The 18,603-nt window shown below is 67.7% G+C and carries 16 protein-coding genes; 11 read left to right on the forward strand and 5 right to left on the reverse strand.

What is annotated here, in order from left to right; all coding sequences use genetic code 11:
• The first annotated feature begins 2 nt into the window (after window positions 1–2).
• On the forward strand, window positions 3–776 hold the full coding sequence (cobI, locus tag D4754_RS04790) for a precorrin-2 C(20)-methyltransferase (RefSeq protein WP_240453754.1): 774 nt from the start codon (window positions 3–5) through the stop codon (window positions 774–776).
• Entirely contained in the window at window positions 773–1,528 is a 756-nt protein-coding gene (gene cobJ, locus D4754_RS04795; protein ID WP_121061785.1) for a precorrin-3B C(17)-methyltransferase, read from the forward strand. Before cobI ends, cobJ begins: the two co-directional genes overlap by 4 nt.
• Here cobJ and D4754_RS04800 read toward each other — a convergent pair.
• A complete protein-coding gene (locus D4754_RS04800; RefSeq protein WP_121061786.1) occupies window positions 1,501–2,256 on the reverse strand; it encodes a cobalt-precorrin-6A reductase in 756 nt (251 codons plus the stop codon). The genes cobJ and D4754_RS04800 overlap by 28 nt on opposite strands.
• Here D4754_RS04800 and cbiE point away from each other — a divergent pair.
• Genes cbiE through cobF form a run of 6 tightly spaced genes read left to right on the forward strand, consistent with a single transcriptional unit; the run spans window position 2,255 to window position 7,417 of the window.
• A complete protein-coding gene (cbiE, locus tag D4754_RS04805) occupies window positions 2,255–3,478 on the forward strand; it encodes a precorrin-6y C5,15-methyltransferase (decarboxylating) subunit CbiE (RefSeq protein WP_121061787.1) in 1,224 nt (407 codons plus the stop codon). The genes D4754_RS04800 and cbiE overlap by 2 nt on opposite strands.
• Window positions 3,460–3,843: a cobalamin biosynthesis protein gene (locus tag D4754_RS04810; RefSeq protein WP_338031137.1), complete on the forward strand. Its 384-nt coding sequence runs from the start codon at window positions 3,460–3,462 to the stop codon at window positions 3,841–3,843. Before cbiE ends, D4754_RS04810 begins: the two co-directional genes overlap by 19 nt.
• Window positions 3,840–4,634, forward strand: coding sequence for a precorrin-4 C(11)-methyltransferase (gene cobM, locus D4754_RS04815; protein WP_121061789.1), 795 nt, complete (start codon window positions 3,840–3,842; stop codon window positions 4,632–4,634). The genes D4754_RS04810 and cobM overlap by 4 nt, the downstream gene beginning before the upstream one ends.
• Entirely contained in the window at window positions 4,627–5,949 is a 1,323-nt protein-coding gene (locus D4754_RS04820; protein ID WP_121061790.1) for a cobyrinic acid a,c-diamide synthase CobB, read from the forward strand. The genes cobM and D4754_RS04820 overlap by 8 nt, the downstream gene beginning before the upstream one ends.
• Window positions 5,946–6,674, forward strand: coding sequence for a uroporphyrinogen-III C-methyltransferase (gene cobA / locus D4754_RS04825; RefSeq protein WP_121061791.1), 729 nt, complete (start codon window positions 5,946–5,948; stop codon window positions 6,672–6,674). The genes D4754_RS04820 and cobA overlap by 4 nt, the downstream gene beginning before the upstream one ends.
• Window positions 6,671–7,417: a precorrin-6A synthase (deacetylating) gene (gene cobF, locus D4754_RS04830; protein WP_121061792.1), complete on the forward strand. Its 747-nt coding sequence runs from the start codon at window positions 6,671–6,673 to the stop codon at window positions 7,415–7,417. Before cobA ends, cobF begins: the two co-directional genes overlap by 4 nt.
• Before the next feature lie 320 nt (window positions 7,418–7,737).
• Here cobF and D4754_RS04835 read toward each other — a convergent pair whose 3' ends face one another.
• Window positions 7,738–10,938, reverse strand: a complete 3,201-nt coding sequence (locus D4754_RS04835) for a chemotaxis protein CheB (RefSeq protein ID WP_121061793.1) — start codon at window positions 10,936–10,938, stop codon at window positions 7,738–7,740.
• 471 nt (window positions 10,939–11,409) lie between these two features.
• Between D4754_RS04835 and D4754_RS04840 the strand changes: the two genes are divergently transcribed.
• Both D4754_RS04840 and D4754_RS04845 read left to right on the forward strand, forming a co-directional pair.
• On the forward strand, window positions 11,410–12,102 hold the full coding sequence (locus D4754_RS04840) for a hypothetical protein (RefSeq protein ID WP_121061794.1): 693 nt from the start codon (window positions 11,410–11,412) through the stop codon (window positions 12,100–12,102).
• A gap of 231 nt (window positions 12,103–12,333) precedes the next feature.
• Window positions 12,334–13,947 carry an APC family permease gene (locus D4754_RS04845; protein WP_121061795.1) on the forward strand — a complete coding sequence of 538 codons (1,614 nt, stop codon included), beginning with the start codon at window positions 12,334–12,336 and terminating at the stop codon, window positions 13,945–13,947.
• 9 nt (window positions 13,948–13,956) lie between these two features.
• Here D4754_RS04845 and D4754_RS04850 read toward each other — a convergent pair whose 3' ends face one another.
• From D4754_RS04850 to D4754_RS04860, 3 genes are all read right to left on the reverse strand, one after another.
• On the reverse strand, window positions 13,957–14,751 hold the full coding sequence (locus tag D4754_RS04850; protein WP_121061796.1) for an IclR family transcriptional regulator: 795 nt from the start codon (window positions 14,749–14,751) through the stop codon (window positions 13,957–13,959).
• Between the two features lie 224 nt (window positions 14,752–14,975).
• Complete coding sequence (locus D4754_RS04855; protein ID WP_121061797.1) at window positions 14,976–16,169, reverse strand: DegT/DnrJ/EryC1/StrS family aminotransferase; 1,194 nt, start codon at window positions 16,167–16,169, stop codon at window positions 14,976–14,978.
• Between the two features lie 262 nt (window positions 16,170–16,431).
• Window positions 16,432–17,103, reverse strand: coding sequence for an HAD-IA family hydrolase (locus D4754_RS04860; RefSeq protein WP_121061798.1), 672 nt, complete (start codon window positions 17,101–17,103; stop codon window positions 16,432–16,434).
• 144 nt (window positions 17,104–17,247) lie between these two features.
• Here D4754_RS04860 and glmU point away from each other — a divergent pair, with 144 nt between their 5' ends.
• Window positions 17,248–18,594 (forward strand): bifunctional UDP-N-acetylglucosamine diphosphorylase/glucosamine-1-phosphate N-acetyltransferase GlmU, encoded by a 1,347-nt coding sequence (gene glmU / locus D4754_RS04865; protein WP_121061799.1) that lies wholly within the window; start codon window positions 17,248–17,250, stop codon window positions 18,592–18,594.
• Window positions 18,595–18,603 lie beyond the last annotated feature (9 nt).

Genomic DNA, 18,603 nt, shown 5'->3' on the forward strand with positions numbered 1-18,603 from the left:
GCATGGACAAGGACGTGATGGCAGAGTTCGAAACCGATGGGGGCACCGTCGCCCAAGGCACGATCCACGGCGTGGGCCTTGGCCCCGGCAACCCGGACCTGATGAGCGTACGTGCCGATCGGCTGGTCCGGAACGCCCGCCATATCGCCTTCTTCCGCAAGGCAGGCCGGTCGGGACAGGCGCGGCGGATCGTCAACGGCATGCTGCACCCGGACGCCGTGGAACACGCGATGGAATACCCGGTCACCACCGAAATCCCCGTCAGCGATCCGCGCTACAACCAGATCCTTTCGGCTTTTTATACCGAGTGCACCGCGCATCTGACCGCGCTGAGCGCGAAGGGCGAAGACGTGGTCGTGCTCTGCGAAGGCGATCCGTTCTTCTATGGCTCGTTCATGCATCTCCATTCCCGTCTCGCAGGCATCGCGCCGGTGAAGATCGTGCCCGCGATCACGGGCATGTCGGCGGCGTGGACGGCCACGGACATGCCGGTCACATGGGGTGACGACGTGCTGACCGTGCTGGCCGGCACCCTGCCCGAAGACGTGATGACCGCGCGGATGAAAGATGCCGACGCGGTGGTCGTGATGAAGCTGGGCCGCACCTTCGACAAGGTGGTGCGCGCGCTGAAGGCCGCGGGCCGCTTCGACGATGCGTGGCTGATCCAGCACGCCGCGATGCCCGACGAAACCGTCGCGCGCCTGTCCGAGGTGCACGAGAAACCCACGCCCTATTTCTCCATCGTGGTGGTCCACGGACAGGGACGCCGCCCGTGAGCGGTTCGGTCCGTATCGTGGGCCTCGGCCCCGGTGCCGAGACGCTGGTCACGCCCGAGGCGACGGATGCCCTGGCCCGCGCCACGGACATCGTGGGCTACATTCCTTACGTCGCCCGCGTGCCCGACCGGCCCGGGCTGGTGAAGCACGCGACCGACAACCGGGTGGAAGCCGACCGCGCCGCCCATGCGCTGAGCATGGCCGCAGAAGGCCGGCACGTGGCCGTTGTCTCCTCGGGTGATCCCGGCGTTTTCGCCATGGCTGCCGCGGTTTACGAGGCGCTGGAGGCTGGACCCAAGGAGTGGCTGACGCTCGACATCGCGGTCCTGCCCGGCATCACGGCAATGCTGGCGGCAGCCGCACGCGCGGGCGCTCCGCTAGGCCACGATTTCTGCGCCATCAACCTGTCGGACAATCTGAAGCCCTGGGACCTGATCGAACGCCGCCTGAGGCTCGCGGCCGAGGCCGATTTTGCCATGGCCTTCTACAACCCGCGGTCGAAATCCCGCCCCGAAGGCTTCGCCCGCACGCTGGAGATCCTGCGCGACGCCTGCGGCGACGCGCGGCCCGTCATCTTCGCCCGTGCGGTCTCCACGCCCGACGAACACATCCTGACCGTCCCGCTGACGCTCGCCACGCCGGAAATGGCCGACATGCGGACGGTGGTGATCGTGGGCTCCTCCCGGACGCGGATCGTCGAACGGCCGGGGCTTGCCCCTATCGTCTACACGCCCAGATCGGTCCCGGCATGAGCCAGCCAGGTGTAGATCGCGTCGAGGTCATGGACCTCGTGCCGTTCCGGCATTTCCGGACGCTCGATCATGATCACGGGCAGCCCCAGCGCCCGCGCGGCATCGAGCTTCGCGCGCGCACCCGTGCCGCCCGCGTTCTTCGACACGACGACGTCGATCTTGTGCTCTTCCAGCAGCGCACGGTCGCTGGCGACATTGAAGGGGCCGGTCGCGATTTCGGCATGCACATTGGGCAAGGGCAGCGGCCCGTCCGGCTGATCGACCAGCCGCAGAAGGTAGAAATGCTGCGGGGCCTTGGCGAAGACCTCAAGGTTCTGCCGGCCCGTGGCCAGGAACACCCGGCGCGGGGTTTCGCCCAGTGCGGCCATGGCGCGGCCCACGCCCCTGACGCTTTGCCAGTTGTCGCCCGGCTGCGCCACCCATGCGGGGCGGCTCAACGCGATCAACGCGGTGCGTGTCATGGCACAGGCCTTCACGGCATTGCTGCTCATCGCCGCCGCGAAGGGGTGCGTCGCGTCGACCATGTGGGTGATGCCTTCGGACCGGATGTATTCGGCCAGCCCCTCTGCCCCTCCGAAGCCGCCGATGCGGGTCGGGATGGGTTGTTCTTTCGGCGCCGCCACACGGCCGGCATAGGAATAGACGGCGCGCACGCCCCATTGGCTCACCTGCGCCGCAAGGGCGCTGGCCTCGGCCGTGCCGCCCAGAATCAGAAGGTAAGGTTCCATGGCTGACGCTCCGTGGCTGACCATAATCGGTATTGGCGAGGATGGACCCGATTGCCTGCCGCCCGCAAGCCTATCCGCACTGCAGGCGGCAGATACCGTCATGGCCCCGCCGCGGCACCTGGACCTGGTGTCGGACGTGCTGGAATACGCCACCCCGCGCATCGCGTGGCCCGTGCCCTTTGCCAACGGCATCCCCAAGTTGAAATCCCTGCGCGGTCAGAAGGTTGCGGTGCTGGCCTCGGGCGATCCGTTCTGGTTCGGCGCCGGGTCCGTGCTGGCCCGGCACCTCGAACCCCACGAATGGCGCGCCCTGCCCGGGCCTTCGACCTTCACGCTGGCCGCCGCGCGCCTTGGCTGGCCGATGGAGCGGATCACCTGCATGGGCCTGCATGCCGCGCCGCTGGACCGGCTGCGCCGCCATATCGGGCCGGGCGAACGGATCATCACCTTCCTGACCGGCGCCGACGCGGTGAAATCGCTGGGTGAATGGCTGACGACCCGAGGTTTCGGCGCCAGCCCGGTGCACATCATGGAAGCCCTTGGCGGCCCGCGCGAACGCATCACCGAAACCCGCGCCGACAGGATCGACGCGAAGGGCCTGCGGTCACCGCTCTGCGTGGCATTCCGCGTCGCGGGCGGCGGCGCGTCGCTGCAAACATCCGCCGGGCGCCCCGACGACCTGTTCGAAAACGATGGCCAGCTGACCAAGCGCCCGATCCGCGCGCTGACGCTTTCGGCGCTGGCCCCCGTGCCCGGCGCGCGGCTGTGGGATATCGGCGGCGGGTCCGGCTCGGTCTCCATCGAATGGTGCCTCAGCCATCCCCATGCCTCGACCGTGACCATCGAACGCGATCCCGAACGCGCGGCGCGCATCCGGCGCAACGCCCGGGCCTTCGGTGTCGAACACCGGCTGGGGATCCTGGAGACGGATGCGCTCAGCGCGCTCGACACGCCGGAGTTGTGGGGCGATGCGCCCCGGTCGGTCTTCGTGGGCGGCGGGCTGTCGGGTGATCTGCTGGAGGCGCTTTCCAACCGCCTGCAGAAGGGCACCCGGATCGTCGCCAACTCGGTCACGCTGGAAACCGAATCCCTGCTGACTGACTGGCAGGCCCGCCTTGGCGGCGACCTGATGCGCATCGACCTTGCGCAGATGGAGCCCTTGGGCACCCGCCGCGGCTGGACGCCGTCGCGGCCCATCGTACAATGGAGCGCGACCCTATGATCGTTGCCGGGTTCGGATTTCGCGGTGCGGCAACCGAGGCAAGCCTGCGCGACGCGCTGACCGCCGCGGGGGGCGAAGCGACCGCCAGCGTTCTGGCCGCGCCCGAGGACAAATGCGATGCCCCGGCGCTGCAGAGCCTTTCCCGCGCGCTTGGCGTTCCGGTCGTCCATATCCCGCCCCGCGATCTGCGCGCGGCCCCGGTCGAATCCCATTCCGCGGTGGCCTTCCTGTTCCGCGGCACCGGTTCGGTGGCCGAGGCCGCAGCCCTTGCCGCCGCCGGTCCCGGCGCGCGGCTGGTGGCCCGCCGCGCGGTATCCGAAGACCGGATGGCGACCTGCGCCCTGGCCGAAGGAGACGCGACATGAGCGTCCATTTCATCGGCGCCGGCCCCGGCGCGCCCGACCTGCTGACGCTCCGCGGCCGCGACCTGATCGCCGCCTGCCCGGTCTGCCTCTATGCCGGATCGCTGGTGCCCGAGGCGGTGCTGGGCCATTGCCCCGAAGGCGCAAAGATCGTGAACACCGCCCCGATGGATCTGGATGCCATCATGGCAGAGATCGCGGCGGCCCACGCGGCGGGCCACGACATCGCGCGGCTGCATTCCGGGGACCTGTCGGTCTGGTCGGCCATGGGCGAACAGATCCGCCGCCTGAAGGCAATGGACATCCCCTTCACCGTCACCCCCGGCGTGCCGTCCTTTGCCGCCGCCGCCGCGGCCCTTGGCACCGAACTCACGCTGCCGGGCGTCGCGCAATCGGTGATCCTGACCCGCACCTCGGGCCGCGCCAGCGCCATGCCGGACGGCGAGACCCTGGCCAACTTCGCCGCGACCGGCGCCACGCTGGCACTGCACCTGTCGATCCAGAACCTGCCCCGCGTGGTGACGGACCTGACGCCCTTCTACGGCCCCGATTGCCCTGTCGCCGTGGTCTTCCGCGCCTCGTGGCCCGACGAGACCATCCAGCGCGCGACGCTCGCCACCATCGAAGCGGCGCTGGACCCGACCATCAAGCGCACCGCGCTGATCCTCGTCGGCCGGGCCATCGGGGCCGAGGCGTTCACCGAAAGCCGCCTCTACGCCGCCGACTACGACCGCCGCTACCGTCCGCAAAGCGCCGACAGTGAATGGTCGGAATGGCAACACGGAGATGACTGACATGATCCTTCCCCCCGGCCTCATGATCTCGGCCCCCGCCTCGGGCACCGGCAAGACCACCGTCATGCTGGGCCTCCTGCGCGCGCTGGCCGAGGACGGGCTGACCGTCCAGCCCTTCAAATCCGGCCCCGATTACATCGACCCGGCCTTTCACCTGGCCGCCGCGGGCCGGTCGTCCTTCAACCTCGACACATGGGCCATGGCGCCCGACCTGCTGACCGCCATCGCGGGCGAGGCCGCGGGCGCCGATATCGTCGTGGCCGAAGGCTCCATGGGCCTCTACGACGGCGTGGCGACCCGGGGCCTGACCGGCATGGGCTCCAGCGCCGAGACGGCCCGCCGCATGGGCTGGCCGGTGGTGCTGGTGCTGGATGTCGGTGGACAGGCGCAATCCGCTGCCGCGACCGCCCTGGGGTTCCGCAATTACGCCCCCGATCTGCCCTTCGCCGGCGTCATCCTGAACCGCTGCGCCAGCCCCCGCCATGAACGCCTGATCCGCCTTGGCATGGAACGCGCAGGCCTGCCCGTGCTGGGTGTCCTGCCCCGGCGCGGAGACCTGACCCTGCCCGAACGCCATCTGGGCCTGATCCAGGCGGTCGAACATCCCGATCTCGATGCTGCCATCGCGGGCTATGCCACGTTCCTGCGCGAGCACGTGGATCTGGAGGCGATCCGCGCCGCCGCCGCCTGCAACGCGGGCGTCGCGGCAGGCCCCCTGCCGGTTCCGCCCGCACAACGCATCGCGCTGGCGCGAGACGCCGCGTTCTCCTTCACCTATCCGCACCTGCTGGAAGGCTGGCACCGGGCCGGCGCCGAAATCCTGCCCTTCTCGCCCTTGGCCGATGAGGCCCCCGCGCCCGACGCCGACCTCGTCTGGCTGCCGGGCGGCTATCCGGAGCTTCACGCGGGCCCCCTCGCCGCGGCGCAGACCTACCGCGCCGGACTCCGCAAACATGCCGAAACCAAGCCCGTCCACGGCGAATGCGGCGGCTACATGGCCCTGGGAGAGGCGCTGATCGACAAGAACGGCACGCGCCACGAAATGGCCGGTCTCCTCGGCCTCGTCACCAGCTACGAAAAGCGCAAGTTCCACCTGGGCTACCGCCGCGCGCATCTACAGGCGCCGATGCCCGGCCACGCGCCCGGCGCGGCCTTGCGCGGTCACGAATTCCACTACTCCACCATCCTCGCCCAGCCCGACGCGCCGCTCGCGCAGGTGGCCGATGCCGACGGAAACCCGGTTCCCGAGACAGGCTCCCACCGCGGCCACGTGACGGGGACGTTCTTCCACATGATCGCGGGAGAGCCCGAATGACCGGCTTCATCAGCTTCGTGGGCTCCGGCCCCGGCGACCCCGAACTCCTGACGCTCAAGGCCGTCGACCGCCTGAAACGCGCCGACGTGGTGCTGTTCGACGACCTGTCCTCGGGCGCGATACTGTCCCATGCCCGGCCCGGCGCCGACCTGATCGGCGTCGGCAAACGTGCCGGGCGCCCGTCGCCCAAGCAGCACCATGTCAGCCGCCTGCTGACGGACTACGCGGCCGAAGGCGGCCGGATCGTACGCCTGAAATCCGGCGATGCGGGCCTCTTCGGCCGGCTGGAAGAAGAACTCACCGCGATCCGCGCGGCCAGCATCCCGTACGAGATCGTGCCCGGCGTGCCCTCTGCCTGCGCCGCCGCCGCCGCCGCGGGCATCCCGCTGACCCGCCGGCTCACCGCCCGCCGCGTGCAATTCGTGACGGGCCACGACGTGACGGGCCAGCTTCCCCGCGACATCGACCTGGCGGCGCTCGCCGACCCGGCCGCCAGCACGGTGGTCTACATGGGCAAGCGAACGTTCCCCGCGCTGGCCCAGGCACTCATCGCCCACGGCCTGCCCGGCGACACGCCCGCCCTTCTGGCCGAGGCGGTCAGCACCGAACATCAAAGCCTGCTGCGCACCACCGTCGCCGACCTGGCCGACCGGTTGAAGGACACGACCAGCGCGCACCCGGCGCTGATCCTCTACGGCCCTCTGGCGCAGGATCACAGGCCGTGATCCAGCTCTCGCTCATCGGCATCGGCACGGGCAACCCGGACCACGTGACGATGGAAGCCAAGAAGGCGCTGCGGGAGGCGGCGCTGATCCTCGTGCCCCGGAAAGGTCCGGCCAAAGACGATCTCGCCCATCTCCGCCACCGGATCCTGGAAGACGCGGGCGCCACGGCCAAGGTCGCCGGGTTCGACTACCCCACCCGCGACCCGGCCCTCCCCTACCTCACCCGCGTCCGGCGCTGGCATGACGAGATCGCGGCGCGCTGGCGCGCAACCATCGAAGCCGCCGGCACACCCGAAGGCCCCATCGCCCTGCTTGTATGGGGAGACCCGTCGCTCTATGACAGCACGCTGCGCATCGCCGCCCGGCTGGAGCCCGAACCCCAGATCCGCGTCATCCCCGGCATCACCGCGCTTCAGGCCCTGACGGCCGCCCACGCGATCCCCTTCAACACGCTTGGCGGTCCCGTCACGGTCACCACAGGCCGCCGCCTCACCGAAACTGGCTGGCCCAAGGACGTCGACACCACGGTCGTCATGCTGGACGCCGACTGCAGTTTCCAGACCCTCACCGCCCCTGATCTCGACATCTGGTGGGGCGCCTATCTCGGCATGGAAGAACAGGTCCTCCGGCACGGTCCCCTCCCCGACATCGCCCCCGACATCGTCGAAACCCGCGCCCGGGCCCGGGCCGCCCATGGCTGGATCATGGACACCTACCTCCTCCGCCGCCGCGGCAAGACCTGACCGCCGAAGCCAATCCTCTCCACGGAGCCGCCGTCGCGCTGCCGTCCCGGAGCCGTCGTCGGCCCCGTGTCAAGGGGGCGCAGCCCCGCCCGGCACGGGCGGCTTGCCCTTGATGCGGGGGCGTCGATGGCTCAGGCAGCCCAAGCGATGGCGGGTTCGTGGAGAGGATGTCCCTCTCCGTGGTGAGCCCGAGCTCCGACCGACATCAGCCAATCCGGGTTCCGGATCGCCCGCGCCGCGCGGGGTGGGCGGGCGGGAGCGCGGCGCGGGCGATCCGGCGCCGACGCATTGCCAACCCCAGCCAATACGGGCACGCGCGGTCAGGCGTCGACGAGTTCCACCATCGCGCCGAAAACATGGCTGACCGTGCCGTCGTGGCCGAAATGAGGTTTGCCCTCGCACCGGATCCGCGCTGCGCCGCGCCGCGGCGTTGCCAGGTCCGCCGTCACCGCGAATGCCTGTCCGTCCGTGATCGCCGTGCGGAACGCGGCTTCGACCCGGTCGCGGTCGCCCGCGGCGATGATGTCCAGCATCTGGTCCAGCCCGCTGGCCGCGGCGGGCGCAAGGGCGCGTTCGACGAACAGACTGCCGGTCAGGAACGGGATATCGTTTTCCGCATCGTACGAGAAATATCCCACCCCCGTCTCGGCCTGCACCTCCAGAAGATGCTGCAGGATCAGATTGTTCCCCGTCGTCATGGTCGCGTTCCGGGCCACGCCCACCATACGCGCCGGCGTGCCTTCGGTGGCGCGCAGGGTCGATCCGGCAAGTTCCAGCAGGAAGGTGCTGCCGTCCCTGCGGACCCCTCGCGCGGTTGTCCGGAAGGTCGACCCTGCGCCGATCGCCTCGTCGATCGACTCCCGCAACCTTTCGCCGTCGTCGGGAAAGTACTCGTCCAGCATGTCGTCGATTGCCTGCAACCCGCTTTCGGCGGGCGCCCCGAACATGCGGAAGAGTTCCTCCGACCATCTGAAGCTTTCGGTGTCGAAATCCACTTCCCACGTCGCGATGTCGCCGAAGGACCGGATCGTGCGGGCCACTTCCTCGACCTGCGGCATGCCCAGCAGCACCAGCGTCAGGCCCGCCAGTTCATCGTTGCGCAGGAAGTAGGGGCCGATCCGCAACTCGTAATGCGTGCCCTTGGACACGAAGACCGACGAATGCCCTTTCCGAGTCTTCAGGACATCGGCGCAGATATCCAGCACCCGCGGGAAACCTTCCGGCAGATCGATCTGGCTCAGGTGCCCGAAATGGTTGCCCCTGTCCGACAGCCCGAACAGCTCCCGCCCGCCATAGGACGCGTTGCGGATTACCAGCCCCTGATCGACCGTCAGCAGTGGCAGAGGAAGCGCGACAAGGATGCCCGCGCGTTCCGCGGCGGTCGTATTCAGCTCCTCCGAGTTGATCAGCAGCTCCTCGTTGACCGTGATCAGTTCCTCGTTCGTGGATTGCAGTTCCTCGTTCGAGGTCTCGAGCTCCTCGTTCGTCGATTGCAATTCCTCGTTGGCGGATTGCAGCTCCTCGTTCGTGGATTGCAGCTCCTCGTTCGAGGTCTGCAATTCCTCGGTCGTCACCTGCAGCGCCTCCCGCGCGCGGGCCAGCTCGTTTTCCAGATGGGTGGTGTATTCGAAATCCTCCTCGTCGTGGCGGGATGGCGTGCTCAGCTCGGCCATCTCGGTCTCGATAGAGACCAGCACCAGCGCCTCGGCTTCGTCGCTGTCGCCCACCGGGTAGGCATGCAGCCGGACGCGATTGAAGCCGCGCCCTTCCAGTTCGCGCCACGATCCCTGCCGGGCCTTGTTGTGCTTAAGGCTCAGCGGGATGAGGCTCGACGCCTCCGCCGCCAGAGGCGAGCGCAGGATGTTGGTGTTGAGCCGATCGCGCAGCGAATCCGTCATCGCGCCGAATTCGGTCAGATCGCCGAAGATCTTGAGGATCTCGCGCCGGGAGTTGGTCAGGAATCCGGTCGGCGCCACGGCCGAGCAGATCTGTTCGAACTTGCGCCGGAATTCGTCACGCGTCCCGTGCGCCTCCCGTGCGCGAGGCCGGGGTGTCGGCATGTTCCAGCTTGCCGGCATGATGCCGCCCGAGCTGGCGAACCGCGTCCGGGTGTTCTGGCGGAAAACCCGCGCGCGGTCCGAGACCGCCTCGAAGAACGGCTCGATCGAGCCCAGGTTTTCTGACATGCCCAGGAACATCAGCCCTTCGGACCGCAGCGCGTAATGCAGCCGGCCCAGCACGCGCTCCTGCAGAGAGGTATCGAAGTAAATCAGGGTGTTGCGGATCGAAATTATGTCGATATCGACGAAGGGCGGATCCTGGAACACGTTGTGCTTGGAAAACAGCACCAGCTTGCGCAGCTCAGGCGACACGGACACCGCACTGTCCGAGATCGAAAAATAGTGCGACAGGTACGCCTCCGGAATGTCGGCCTGCGCCGACAGCGGATAGACGCCCGCCCGTGCCCGGCCCAGGGCGGCCTCGTCGATATCGGTGGCGAAGATCTGCACGCGCGCGCCATCGACCTGCCCCGGCCCGCCCATCGCTTCGCAGATCAGGATGGCGATGGAGTAGACCTCCTCGCCGCTGGCGCAGCCCGGCACCCAGACCCGGATCTTTTCCTCGCCGCGGTCTTTGACCAGCCGATTGATCGCATCGCCAAGAGTGACGAACTGCTCGGCATCGCGAAAGAAGCGCGTGACCGAGATCAGCAGGTCGCGGTAGAGCGCATCGACCTCGTCGGTCGACGCACGGCAGAGCGCCACGTAATCGTCGTAGCGTTCGATCCCCTTGGCCACCATGCGCCGCTGGATGCGGCGGTTGATGGTGTTTTCCTTGTACTCGCGGAAATCGACCCGGGTGCGGGCCAGAAGGATCTGGAACAGGTCGTTGTATTCGCTGTGGCTGTTGAGCGAATCCTGAAGGGCCTGAAGGTTGCGCGGCCGTGCGAGAATCGTCTCAAGGTGCTCGCCGATCTGGCGGGGGGTCAGCACCAGGTCAATGCAGCCGGTTTCCACGGCCGAGACCGGCATCGTGTCGTACTTGCACGATGACGGGTCCTGGCTGATCGTGATGCCCCCCGCCTCGCGGATGTCCTGCACGCCGTAGGATCCGTCCGATCCCGTGCCCGACAGCACGATGCCGACGCTGAGTTCCCTCGAGGACTTGGCGATCGAGGCGAACAGGCGGTCGGCCGAGGGCTTGGGCTCGGCCGGGTGGCCACGGGGCAGTTCGCGGTGCACGCAGCCGCCGCTGACGGTGATGTCGTAGCCCGGCGTCGAGACATAGATCGTCTGCGCTTCAAGCGTCATCGACCGGGTGACTTCGACCACATTCAGCGCAGTCTCGCGCGATAGCAACGTCGACAGCAGGCTCTTGTGCTTGGGCGACATGTGCTGGGCCAGCACGTAGGCGCACGGCAGATCCGTGCCGAGATGCTGGGCCAGCGAGGTCATCGCCTCGAATCCACCTGCGGATGCGGCAATACCGACCACGACCTGGGGCGGCACAGATTCCTTCATCGCACTCACTCTCCCTGGCCTTTCGGCCCTCGCCGCCCCCTGGAAACCCGAAAGCTCCGCAATGATCGACGCCGGTAAATCCGCCTCCCCCAGAAGCGATTCCACCGCAGCTCAGACAGACGCGAGTGGGATCTTCGTCCCGTGCCGCGACCGGTACGCTCATGAAATGCTAACCCTTTTCTCCGCATCATGACAATCGCCAACGACCCGAAATCCCCGCTGGACGAGGCCCGGACATGCGCCCCGCAGCGCAGATCCGGCTCCCCTTTCGCGGCGACTCAAGGGATCCCACGGGCCGGAACCCCAAGCATTGCAAGCCGGAATTAACCAATTCCTCGCACACCGGGCGCTTGGCTAACCACTTATTAACCAAGTCGTCCTATTTCTTGCGAGCCATGGCTCGGTTTCGAGGTGCCCGGTAACATGAATGATCCCATCCCCGCAGGATCCGGAAAAAAGCTGACAGTCACCATGCGTCGCCGCTGCGACAGCACCGAATGGTGGGTGGAATCGGTGCAGATGAAGCACGCGACACACTATGCCCGGATCTACTTTCAAGGCGAAACGCCGCTGCGCGAAGTGGTTGGCGCGCCGGTCTGCCATGCCATCGAACCGGCCCTGCCGCGCGAAAGCTCCGACCAGGCTGCCGCGTCCTCGGACACGATGGTCAAGATGCCGGGGCTGTTCCTTGTCGGCATGCGCGTACTGGCCGATTTCGCCCGCGATGGCGTTCAGACCGTCACCATCCGTTTCACCCGCGCCTTCGGCAACCTGGAAAGCATCTTCCTGCCCCGCTACCGGACCGAATCGCTCCGTGACGAGCGGGAGGAACTTGCCGTTCGCGCGCTGGTCGATCTCGTGCATCCCTGTCTCGAGCTCTGCGATCACACCATGAACACCATCATGTCGGAGGAGCAGGCCGAAATCGTCGGCGCCCGCGCCGGAGCCCTGGCGCAATCCCGGGCGGAGCTCGGCTTCTTCGCCGGCCTGCTCCGCCGCTTCGTCGCGCAGGAAGACGACATGCAGCCCCTCGGGGCGGAGCATTCGGGCATGAACGCAATCGGCTGGGCCGAAGAGCAAAGGCCGTTTTCGTCGGTGTCCCACAAACCGGCCTCGGGCCATGACCTGCTTCGGTGGGCCGAAGAGGACGACGAAACGGCCTGACGCGCCCTGCGCCCTGCCGCGAAATCAAGCGTCTTCCCTGCAACACCGGTATCGAACGGGGTTCCCAAACGGCAAGCCGTCATGAAAAGTGCACGGAAGCCGGCGTGCTCGCCACGTGGCCAACGCCTGCGGATGCGGTCATGCAGGCGGCTGCCCGGAGACCTCGCGCAGGGGACCGGGAGGGCGAGCCAGAGACCGGGCCGACCGCGACAGGGTGCGAGGAACACAGTCATGGCAATGCAACGGAAAATCGGCCTTGTCGGCCTGACCTTCGTCGCGGTCAGCGGCGTGCTGGGATCGGGGTGGCTGTTCGCGCCCCTGCTGACAAGCCAGCTTGCCGGGCCGGGTGCGCTGATCGCCTGGCTGATCGGCGCCGTGGCGATGATGCTGCTGGCGCTGGCGCTGGCCGAATTCGCGACGCTCTTCCCCGTGGCGGGCGGCATCGCGCGGATGCCCCAGTTCAGCCACGGTCGCTTGCTGGCCATGCTGGTCGGGTGGACGGCGTGGGCCGGCTATTGCACCACCGCCCCGATCGAGGTCGAGGCATCGCTGACCTATGCCTCGGAATGGCTGCCCTGGATCCACAAGAACCCGAACGGCGGGATGACCCTGCCGGGGCAGATCACGGCGATGGTCCTGCTGGCGCTGTTCACGGTCGTCAACGCGTTTGGCGTGAAGTGGTTCGCCCGCATCAACACGACCATCACGTGGTTCAAGCTGGTGGTCCCGGTGATCATCATCGTGATGCTGATCGCCGATCGTTTCGACGGTGCCAACTTCACCCAGTACGGCGGCTTCCTGCCCTATGGCATGTCTGGTGTCTTTGCCGCCGTGGCCTCGGGCGGGGTCGTGTTCGCCTTCGTGGGCTTCCGCCATGCCGTCGACATGGCGGGCGAGACGATCAACCCGCAGCGCACCATCCCGCTGGCGCTGATCGGCGCCGTGCTGATCTGCCTGTTCGTCTACGGCGGCCTGCAGATTGCCTTCATGGGGGCGGTCGACAGTTCCGATTTCACGGCCGGGTGGAACTCGCTCAGCTTCGATTCCGATCTCGGGCCGCTGGGCGCGCTGGCCGCGGCGCTTGGCATCCTGTGGATGGTCAGCCTGCTGAACGTCGCCGCCGTGGTGGCGCCGATGGGCGGCGGACTGGTGTCGACGGGGTCGAACGGCCGTCTGGCGATGGCGATGGCCAATAACGGCGTGTTCCCCGCCATCTTCGCCAAGCTCAACGTCTACGGTGTGCCGCTCTGGGCGCTGATCCTGAACTTCTTCGTGTCGCTGGTGATGATGTTCACCATGCCCTTCACAGAAATCGTGGCCCTGAACGGCGCCGCGATCATCCTGTCCTTCGTGTCCGGCCCGATCTCGGTCATCGCGCTGCGCTCGCTGGCGTCGGATTACGAACGGCCCTTCCGTCTGCCCGCCGCCGGTGTTCTGGCGCCCGCGGGCTTCGTGATCGCGTCGCTGATGGTCTACTGGTCGGGCTGGGACACGACCTGGCGGCTGATGATCCTGCTGGCGCTGGGGCTTGTCCTGTTCTTCATTCGTCTCGCCTTTATCGGGCGCGAGGATCTGCACCCCCGCGGCGTGATCTGGTTCGGGCCCTACCTGCTGGGCATGGCCGTGATGTCCTATCTTGGCGTCTATGGCGGCGGGATCGCGGCCATCCCCTCGCCGTGGGATTCGCTGATCGTGTCGGCGGGCGCGCTGGGGATCTTCTACATCGCCGTGCGCGACCGGGTGAGCCAGGCGCAGTTCGACAGTTTCATCGCCGAGGAGCACCGCCTCCAGATCGAGGAATACGGCACCGAGGAAGGGCTCGAAGGCTTCAAGAAGATCGGCTGACGCGCGCCTTCACCTGCGTCCCGGCGTGCGCAGCGACTGCTGCCGGCAGAACGTCTGCAGCGCCGTCACCGCGTCCGAGCCGGGGAGGATCGCCCCCGTGTCGGTGCCCACCAGCGTGACGACGGCCTGCGCTTCCTCCTGCCAGTCGAGCACCGGCGCGGCGATGGCCACCAGCCCCGGAATGAACCGCCCCTCGACCGCGGCGAAGCCCTGCGCGCGGACCTGCTCTTTCATCTTGGCCACGCCCGCGGGTGTGGCGTCCAGATCCGGGATCAGCCCCGGCGTTTCCGCGGCGCGGCGCAGTTCGGAATCGAGCACCGACAGGATCGGCGCGGGCGCCGACCACGCAAGAAAGGCCCGGCCCGTGGCCGAGTTCAGCAGCGGCATCGTCGTGCCCAGCCCCATCGAGGTGATCACCGGCATCCGTGTGCGTTGCCAGCGCACCACCGTGGCCCCTGCGGTCCCCCAGACGGCGATCAGCCCCGTCATCGCGGTCTGGTCGCACAGGGCCGCCAGCGATTCGGCCGCGCGGTTAACGAAATCGTGACGCGCGATGGCCGCCAGCCCCAGCGCCGACGCGCCCGGCCCCAGGTCGTACTTGCCCGACCGGCCCGCCTGCTCGGCCAGGCCGGCGGCAAGGAACGAGGCAAGGTAGCGATGTGCCCGGCTGGGCGGGACGTTGGCCGCACGCGCGATGTCCGACAGGCTCGCCGGGCCGGGCAAGGCTGCCATCGCCTGCAACAATCCCAGCGCCGCATCCAGCGCGCGCACCCCGCCGCTGCCGTTGCCGTCACTGTCGCTCATGCGCTGTACCTCACATCCGGACGTTTCACCTTACGGAATTCATTGCGCAGAACGCAATACAGCGACCAGAACCCGGCTACCTATATCTGATCGGCAGAAGCAGACGCGCCCGAACCCCCGCCATTTGCGGTTTCGGCGCGAGGGACGCCCAAGCCCGTAGGGTGCGTGCTCTGCACGCACCATCCGTGCGTTTACCGTGGTAGGGTGCGTGCAGAGCACGCACCCTACCCCTTTTGGTGGACGGCGCTCACCTCGGCGCGGATGATCCGCGCGATCTGGGCGCAATCGTCCAGGCTGAAGGTCAGCGGCACGCGCACATCCATGATGCTGGCCAGCACGCGGTCCGATGCCGGCATCCGGTCAGACGGTGCATAGCGCCAGTGATCGTAGCGCGAGGTGAAGGCCGCCGGTTCATCGGCGCCGAACCATTTCAGCTCCACCCCCCGCGCGGCCGTGCGCGCCAGCACGTCGCGGATCTTGCCGGGCGCCCAGTCGAGCAGCAGGAACTGGAAAGACGATCCGACATATCGCTCGGCCCCGGGCCGTTCGACCACCGTCAGCCCGCCCGTGTCGCGCAGACCGTCTTCCAGCGCCCGGTAGCGTTCGTTCCAACGGTCGATCTGGGCCTCGATATCCCGCAGTTGCGGCCGCAGGATCGCCGCGCGCAGGTTGTCCATCCGGCCCGAGATGTTGGGCGTCTCATATCTCACCCGCTCGAAAGCCTCCTTCGGGGGCGCAGCGAGGTGACGTTCGTAGAGCATGTAGGACCCCGACAGCAGCACCGCCCGTGCGGCGATGTCTTCGTCATCGGTGATCAGCAGCCCGCCCTCGCCCGAGTTCATATGCTTGTAGGTCTGCGTCGAATAGCAGGCCACCGCCCCGTGCCGTCCCGAGGCAACCCCGTTCCACGCCCCGCCCATCGTGTGGGCGCAGTCTTCGATCACCGTCACGCCGGCGGCGGTGCAGATCTCCATCAGCCGGTCCATGTCGCAGATATGCCCGCGCATGTGGGACAGCATCAGCACCTTCGCGTCCGGCGCCTTCGCCTCAAGATCGTCCAGGTCGATGGTCAGGTCTTCCGTCACGCCCACGAAGACCGGCACGCCACCGACCGACGCAATCGCCCCCGGCACCGGGGCCAGAGTGAACGCGTTGGTCAGGACCGTGTCACCGTGGCTCACACCCACCGCGCGCAGGGCCGTCGCCAGCGCATAGCCGCCCGAGGCCACCGCAAGGCAATACTTGGCGCCGGTATAGGCCGCGAATTCCTGTTCCAGCAGCGCGGCTTCCGCCGTTTCCCCGCCGACGGTGTTGTAGCGGTGCAGGCGCCCGTGTTGCAGGACGCGCATTGCGGCTTCGATCGCCTCGTCGGGGATCGGTTCCTGCTGGGTGAACTGGCCTGTGAAACGTTCGGTCATGAGGCGAAGTCATGCGCCGGGGCGCGCACGCGGTCAATGCGGTACCGGTGTCGCATTCGGGGCGAAAGCCGCGCGGCCGACGCGCAGGACGTCATCGTGCAGTGGGCCATGTCGTCCCGTTCCGGCGTAGGGTGCGTGGTTTCCACGCACCATCACGGTTCGCGTCCGGTAAGGGTGCCTGCAGAGCACGCACCCAACGCCAGACTGCGCTGCCGTCGGACGGCGCCGGTTCACTGGCAATGGTGCGTGGAAACCACGCACCCTACGGCAGCAGGGCCGCGGTCAGCCGTGGCAGATCGGCGAAATCCTCCAGCAGGGCTTCGGGTTCCAGCGCGGCCATGTCCTCGCCCGCCGGGCCGAAGGTGACCAGCACCGACGGCACGCCTGCCGCCCGCGCGGTGTTGCGGTCGGTGTCGCTGTCGCCGACCAGCAGGGACCGCGCCGGATCGCCGCCGGCCCGCCGCACCGCCTCGCGCAGGGGTTCGGGATCGGGTTTGCGGACCGGGAGCGTGTCCGCTCCCACGAGCGAGCCGAACGCATCCCGCACGCCGAGGTCCACCAGCAGCAGATGCGCCAGCTCTTCCGGCTTGTTCGTGCAGATGCCCACCTTCACACCGTCCCGGCGCAGCGCCTCCACCGCGTCCATCGCGCCGGGATACATCACCGTGTGCCGGGACAGGCAGCCGCTATAGGCCTCCAGCAGCATGGCGTAGTGGCTGTCGCACACCGCCTCGATCTCGTCCGCCGGGTGGCCGATGCGCGTCAGACCCGCCCGCAGCATCATGCGCCCGCCGCGCAACGCGATCTTCGCGTCCTGTCCGTAGACCAGCAGATCGCCATGGCCCATCTCGCGGAAACACTGGTTGGCCGCGTCGATCAGATCGCCCGACGTATCCGCCAGCGTCCCGTCGAGATCGAAAATCACAGTCGTCATGTCTGCCCTGCCCTGAAACCCGGTCGGCAGGACATTGCCCGTACCTGTTTCAGGCCGCAACCGATCTTGATGGGCGCGTCCCTTGCTATCCCCCAAGGGCCAGTTAAAACGGCCCGAAGCGCAACAACAGGGTTACCCGGTCACATGAGCATCGCCCTCGTCCTTCTTGCCGCCGGCAAGGGCACCCGCATGAACTCCGAAATGCCCAAGGTGCTGCACAAGATCGCGGGCGCGCCGATGCTGGCCCACGCCATGCGTACCGGCGCCGTGCTGGCGCCTGAACGCACCGTCGTCGTCGCCGGTCACGGGGCCGAAGCGGTGGCGCTTGTGGCCGCCGATCTGGACGAGACATCGGACGTGGTTCTGCAGGAAGATCAGCTGGGCACGGCCCATGCCGTGGATCAGGCCCGCGGCGCGTTGGCGGATTTCAACGGCGATGTCGTCGTCCTGTATGCCGATACCCCCTTCGTGCGGGATGAAACACTGCAACGCATGATCGACGCGCGGCAGACCCATCACCTTGTGATCCTTGGCTTCGAAGCCGCCGATCCCAAGCGATACGGCCGCCTGATGATGGATGGCGAAAGCTTGGAACGCATCGTCGAATACAAGGACGCGACCGAGGCCGAGCGCGCCATCACCTTCTGCAATTCGGGCCTTGTCGCCTGCGACCGGGCGATGCTGTTCGACCTGATCGCGGCCGTGGGAAACGATAACGCATCGGCCGAATACTACCTGACCGACATCGTCGAAATCGCCCGCGCCCGCGGCCTCTCCGTCACCGCCGTGGCCTGTGACGAGGCCGAAACGCTGGGCGTGAACTCCCGCGCCGATCTGGCCCAGGCGGAGGCGATCTTCCAACAGACCGCCCGCGCCCAACTGCTCGACCTGGGCGTGACACTCGCCGCGCCCGAAACCGTGTTCCTGTCCTACGACACGGTGATCGGCCGCGATGCGGAGATTGAACAGAACGTCGTCTTTGGCCCCGGCGTGACGGTAGAATCCGGCGCGCGCATCCGGGCGTTCAGCCATCTGGAAGGCTGCCACGTGTCGGGCGGCGCCGTCGTGGGCCCCTATGCCCGCCTGCGCCCGGGGGCAGAGCTGGCCGAAAACGTCCATGTCGGCAACTTCGTCGAGATCAAGAACGCCATCCTCGGCGAAGGGTCGAAAGCCAATCACCTGACCTATATCGGCGACGCAAGTGTCGGAAAGAACACCAATATCGGCGCCGGCACCATCACCTGCAATTACGACGGCGTCTTCAAGCACCGGACGGAGATCGGCGACAACGTTTTCATCGGGTCCGACACGATGCTGGTGGCGCCTGTGTCCGTAGGCGATGGCGCGATGACCGCCACCGGCGCCGTGATCACCCGCGATGTCGACCCCGGCGCGCTGGCGATTGCGCGGGCCAAGCAAGACAACAAACCCGGCCGTGCCAAGAAGCTGATGGACATGCTGAAGGCACGCAAAGCACGGGTCAGAAACTGACAGGAGCAG

This window comes from Chachezhania antarctica (assembly GCF_003646465.1).
GTDB classification, from domain to species: domain Bacteria; phylum Pseudomonadota; class Alphaproteobacteria; order Rhodobacterales; family Rhodobacteraceae; genus Chachezhania; species Chachezhania antarctica.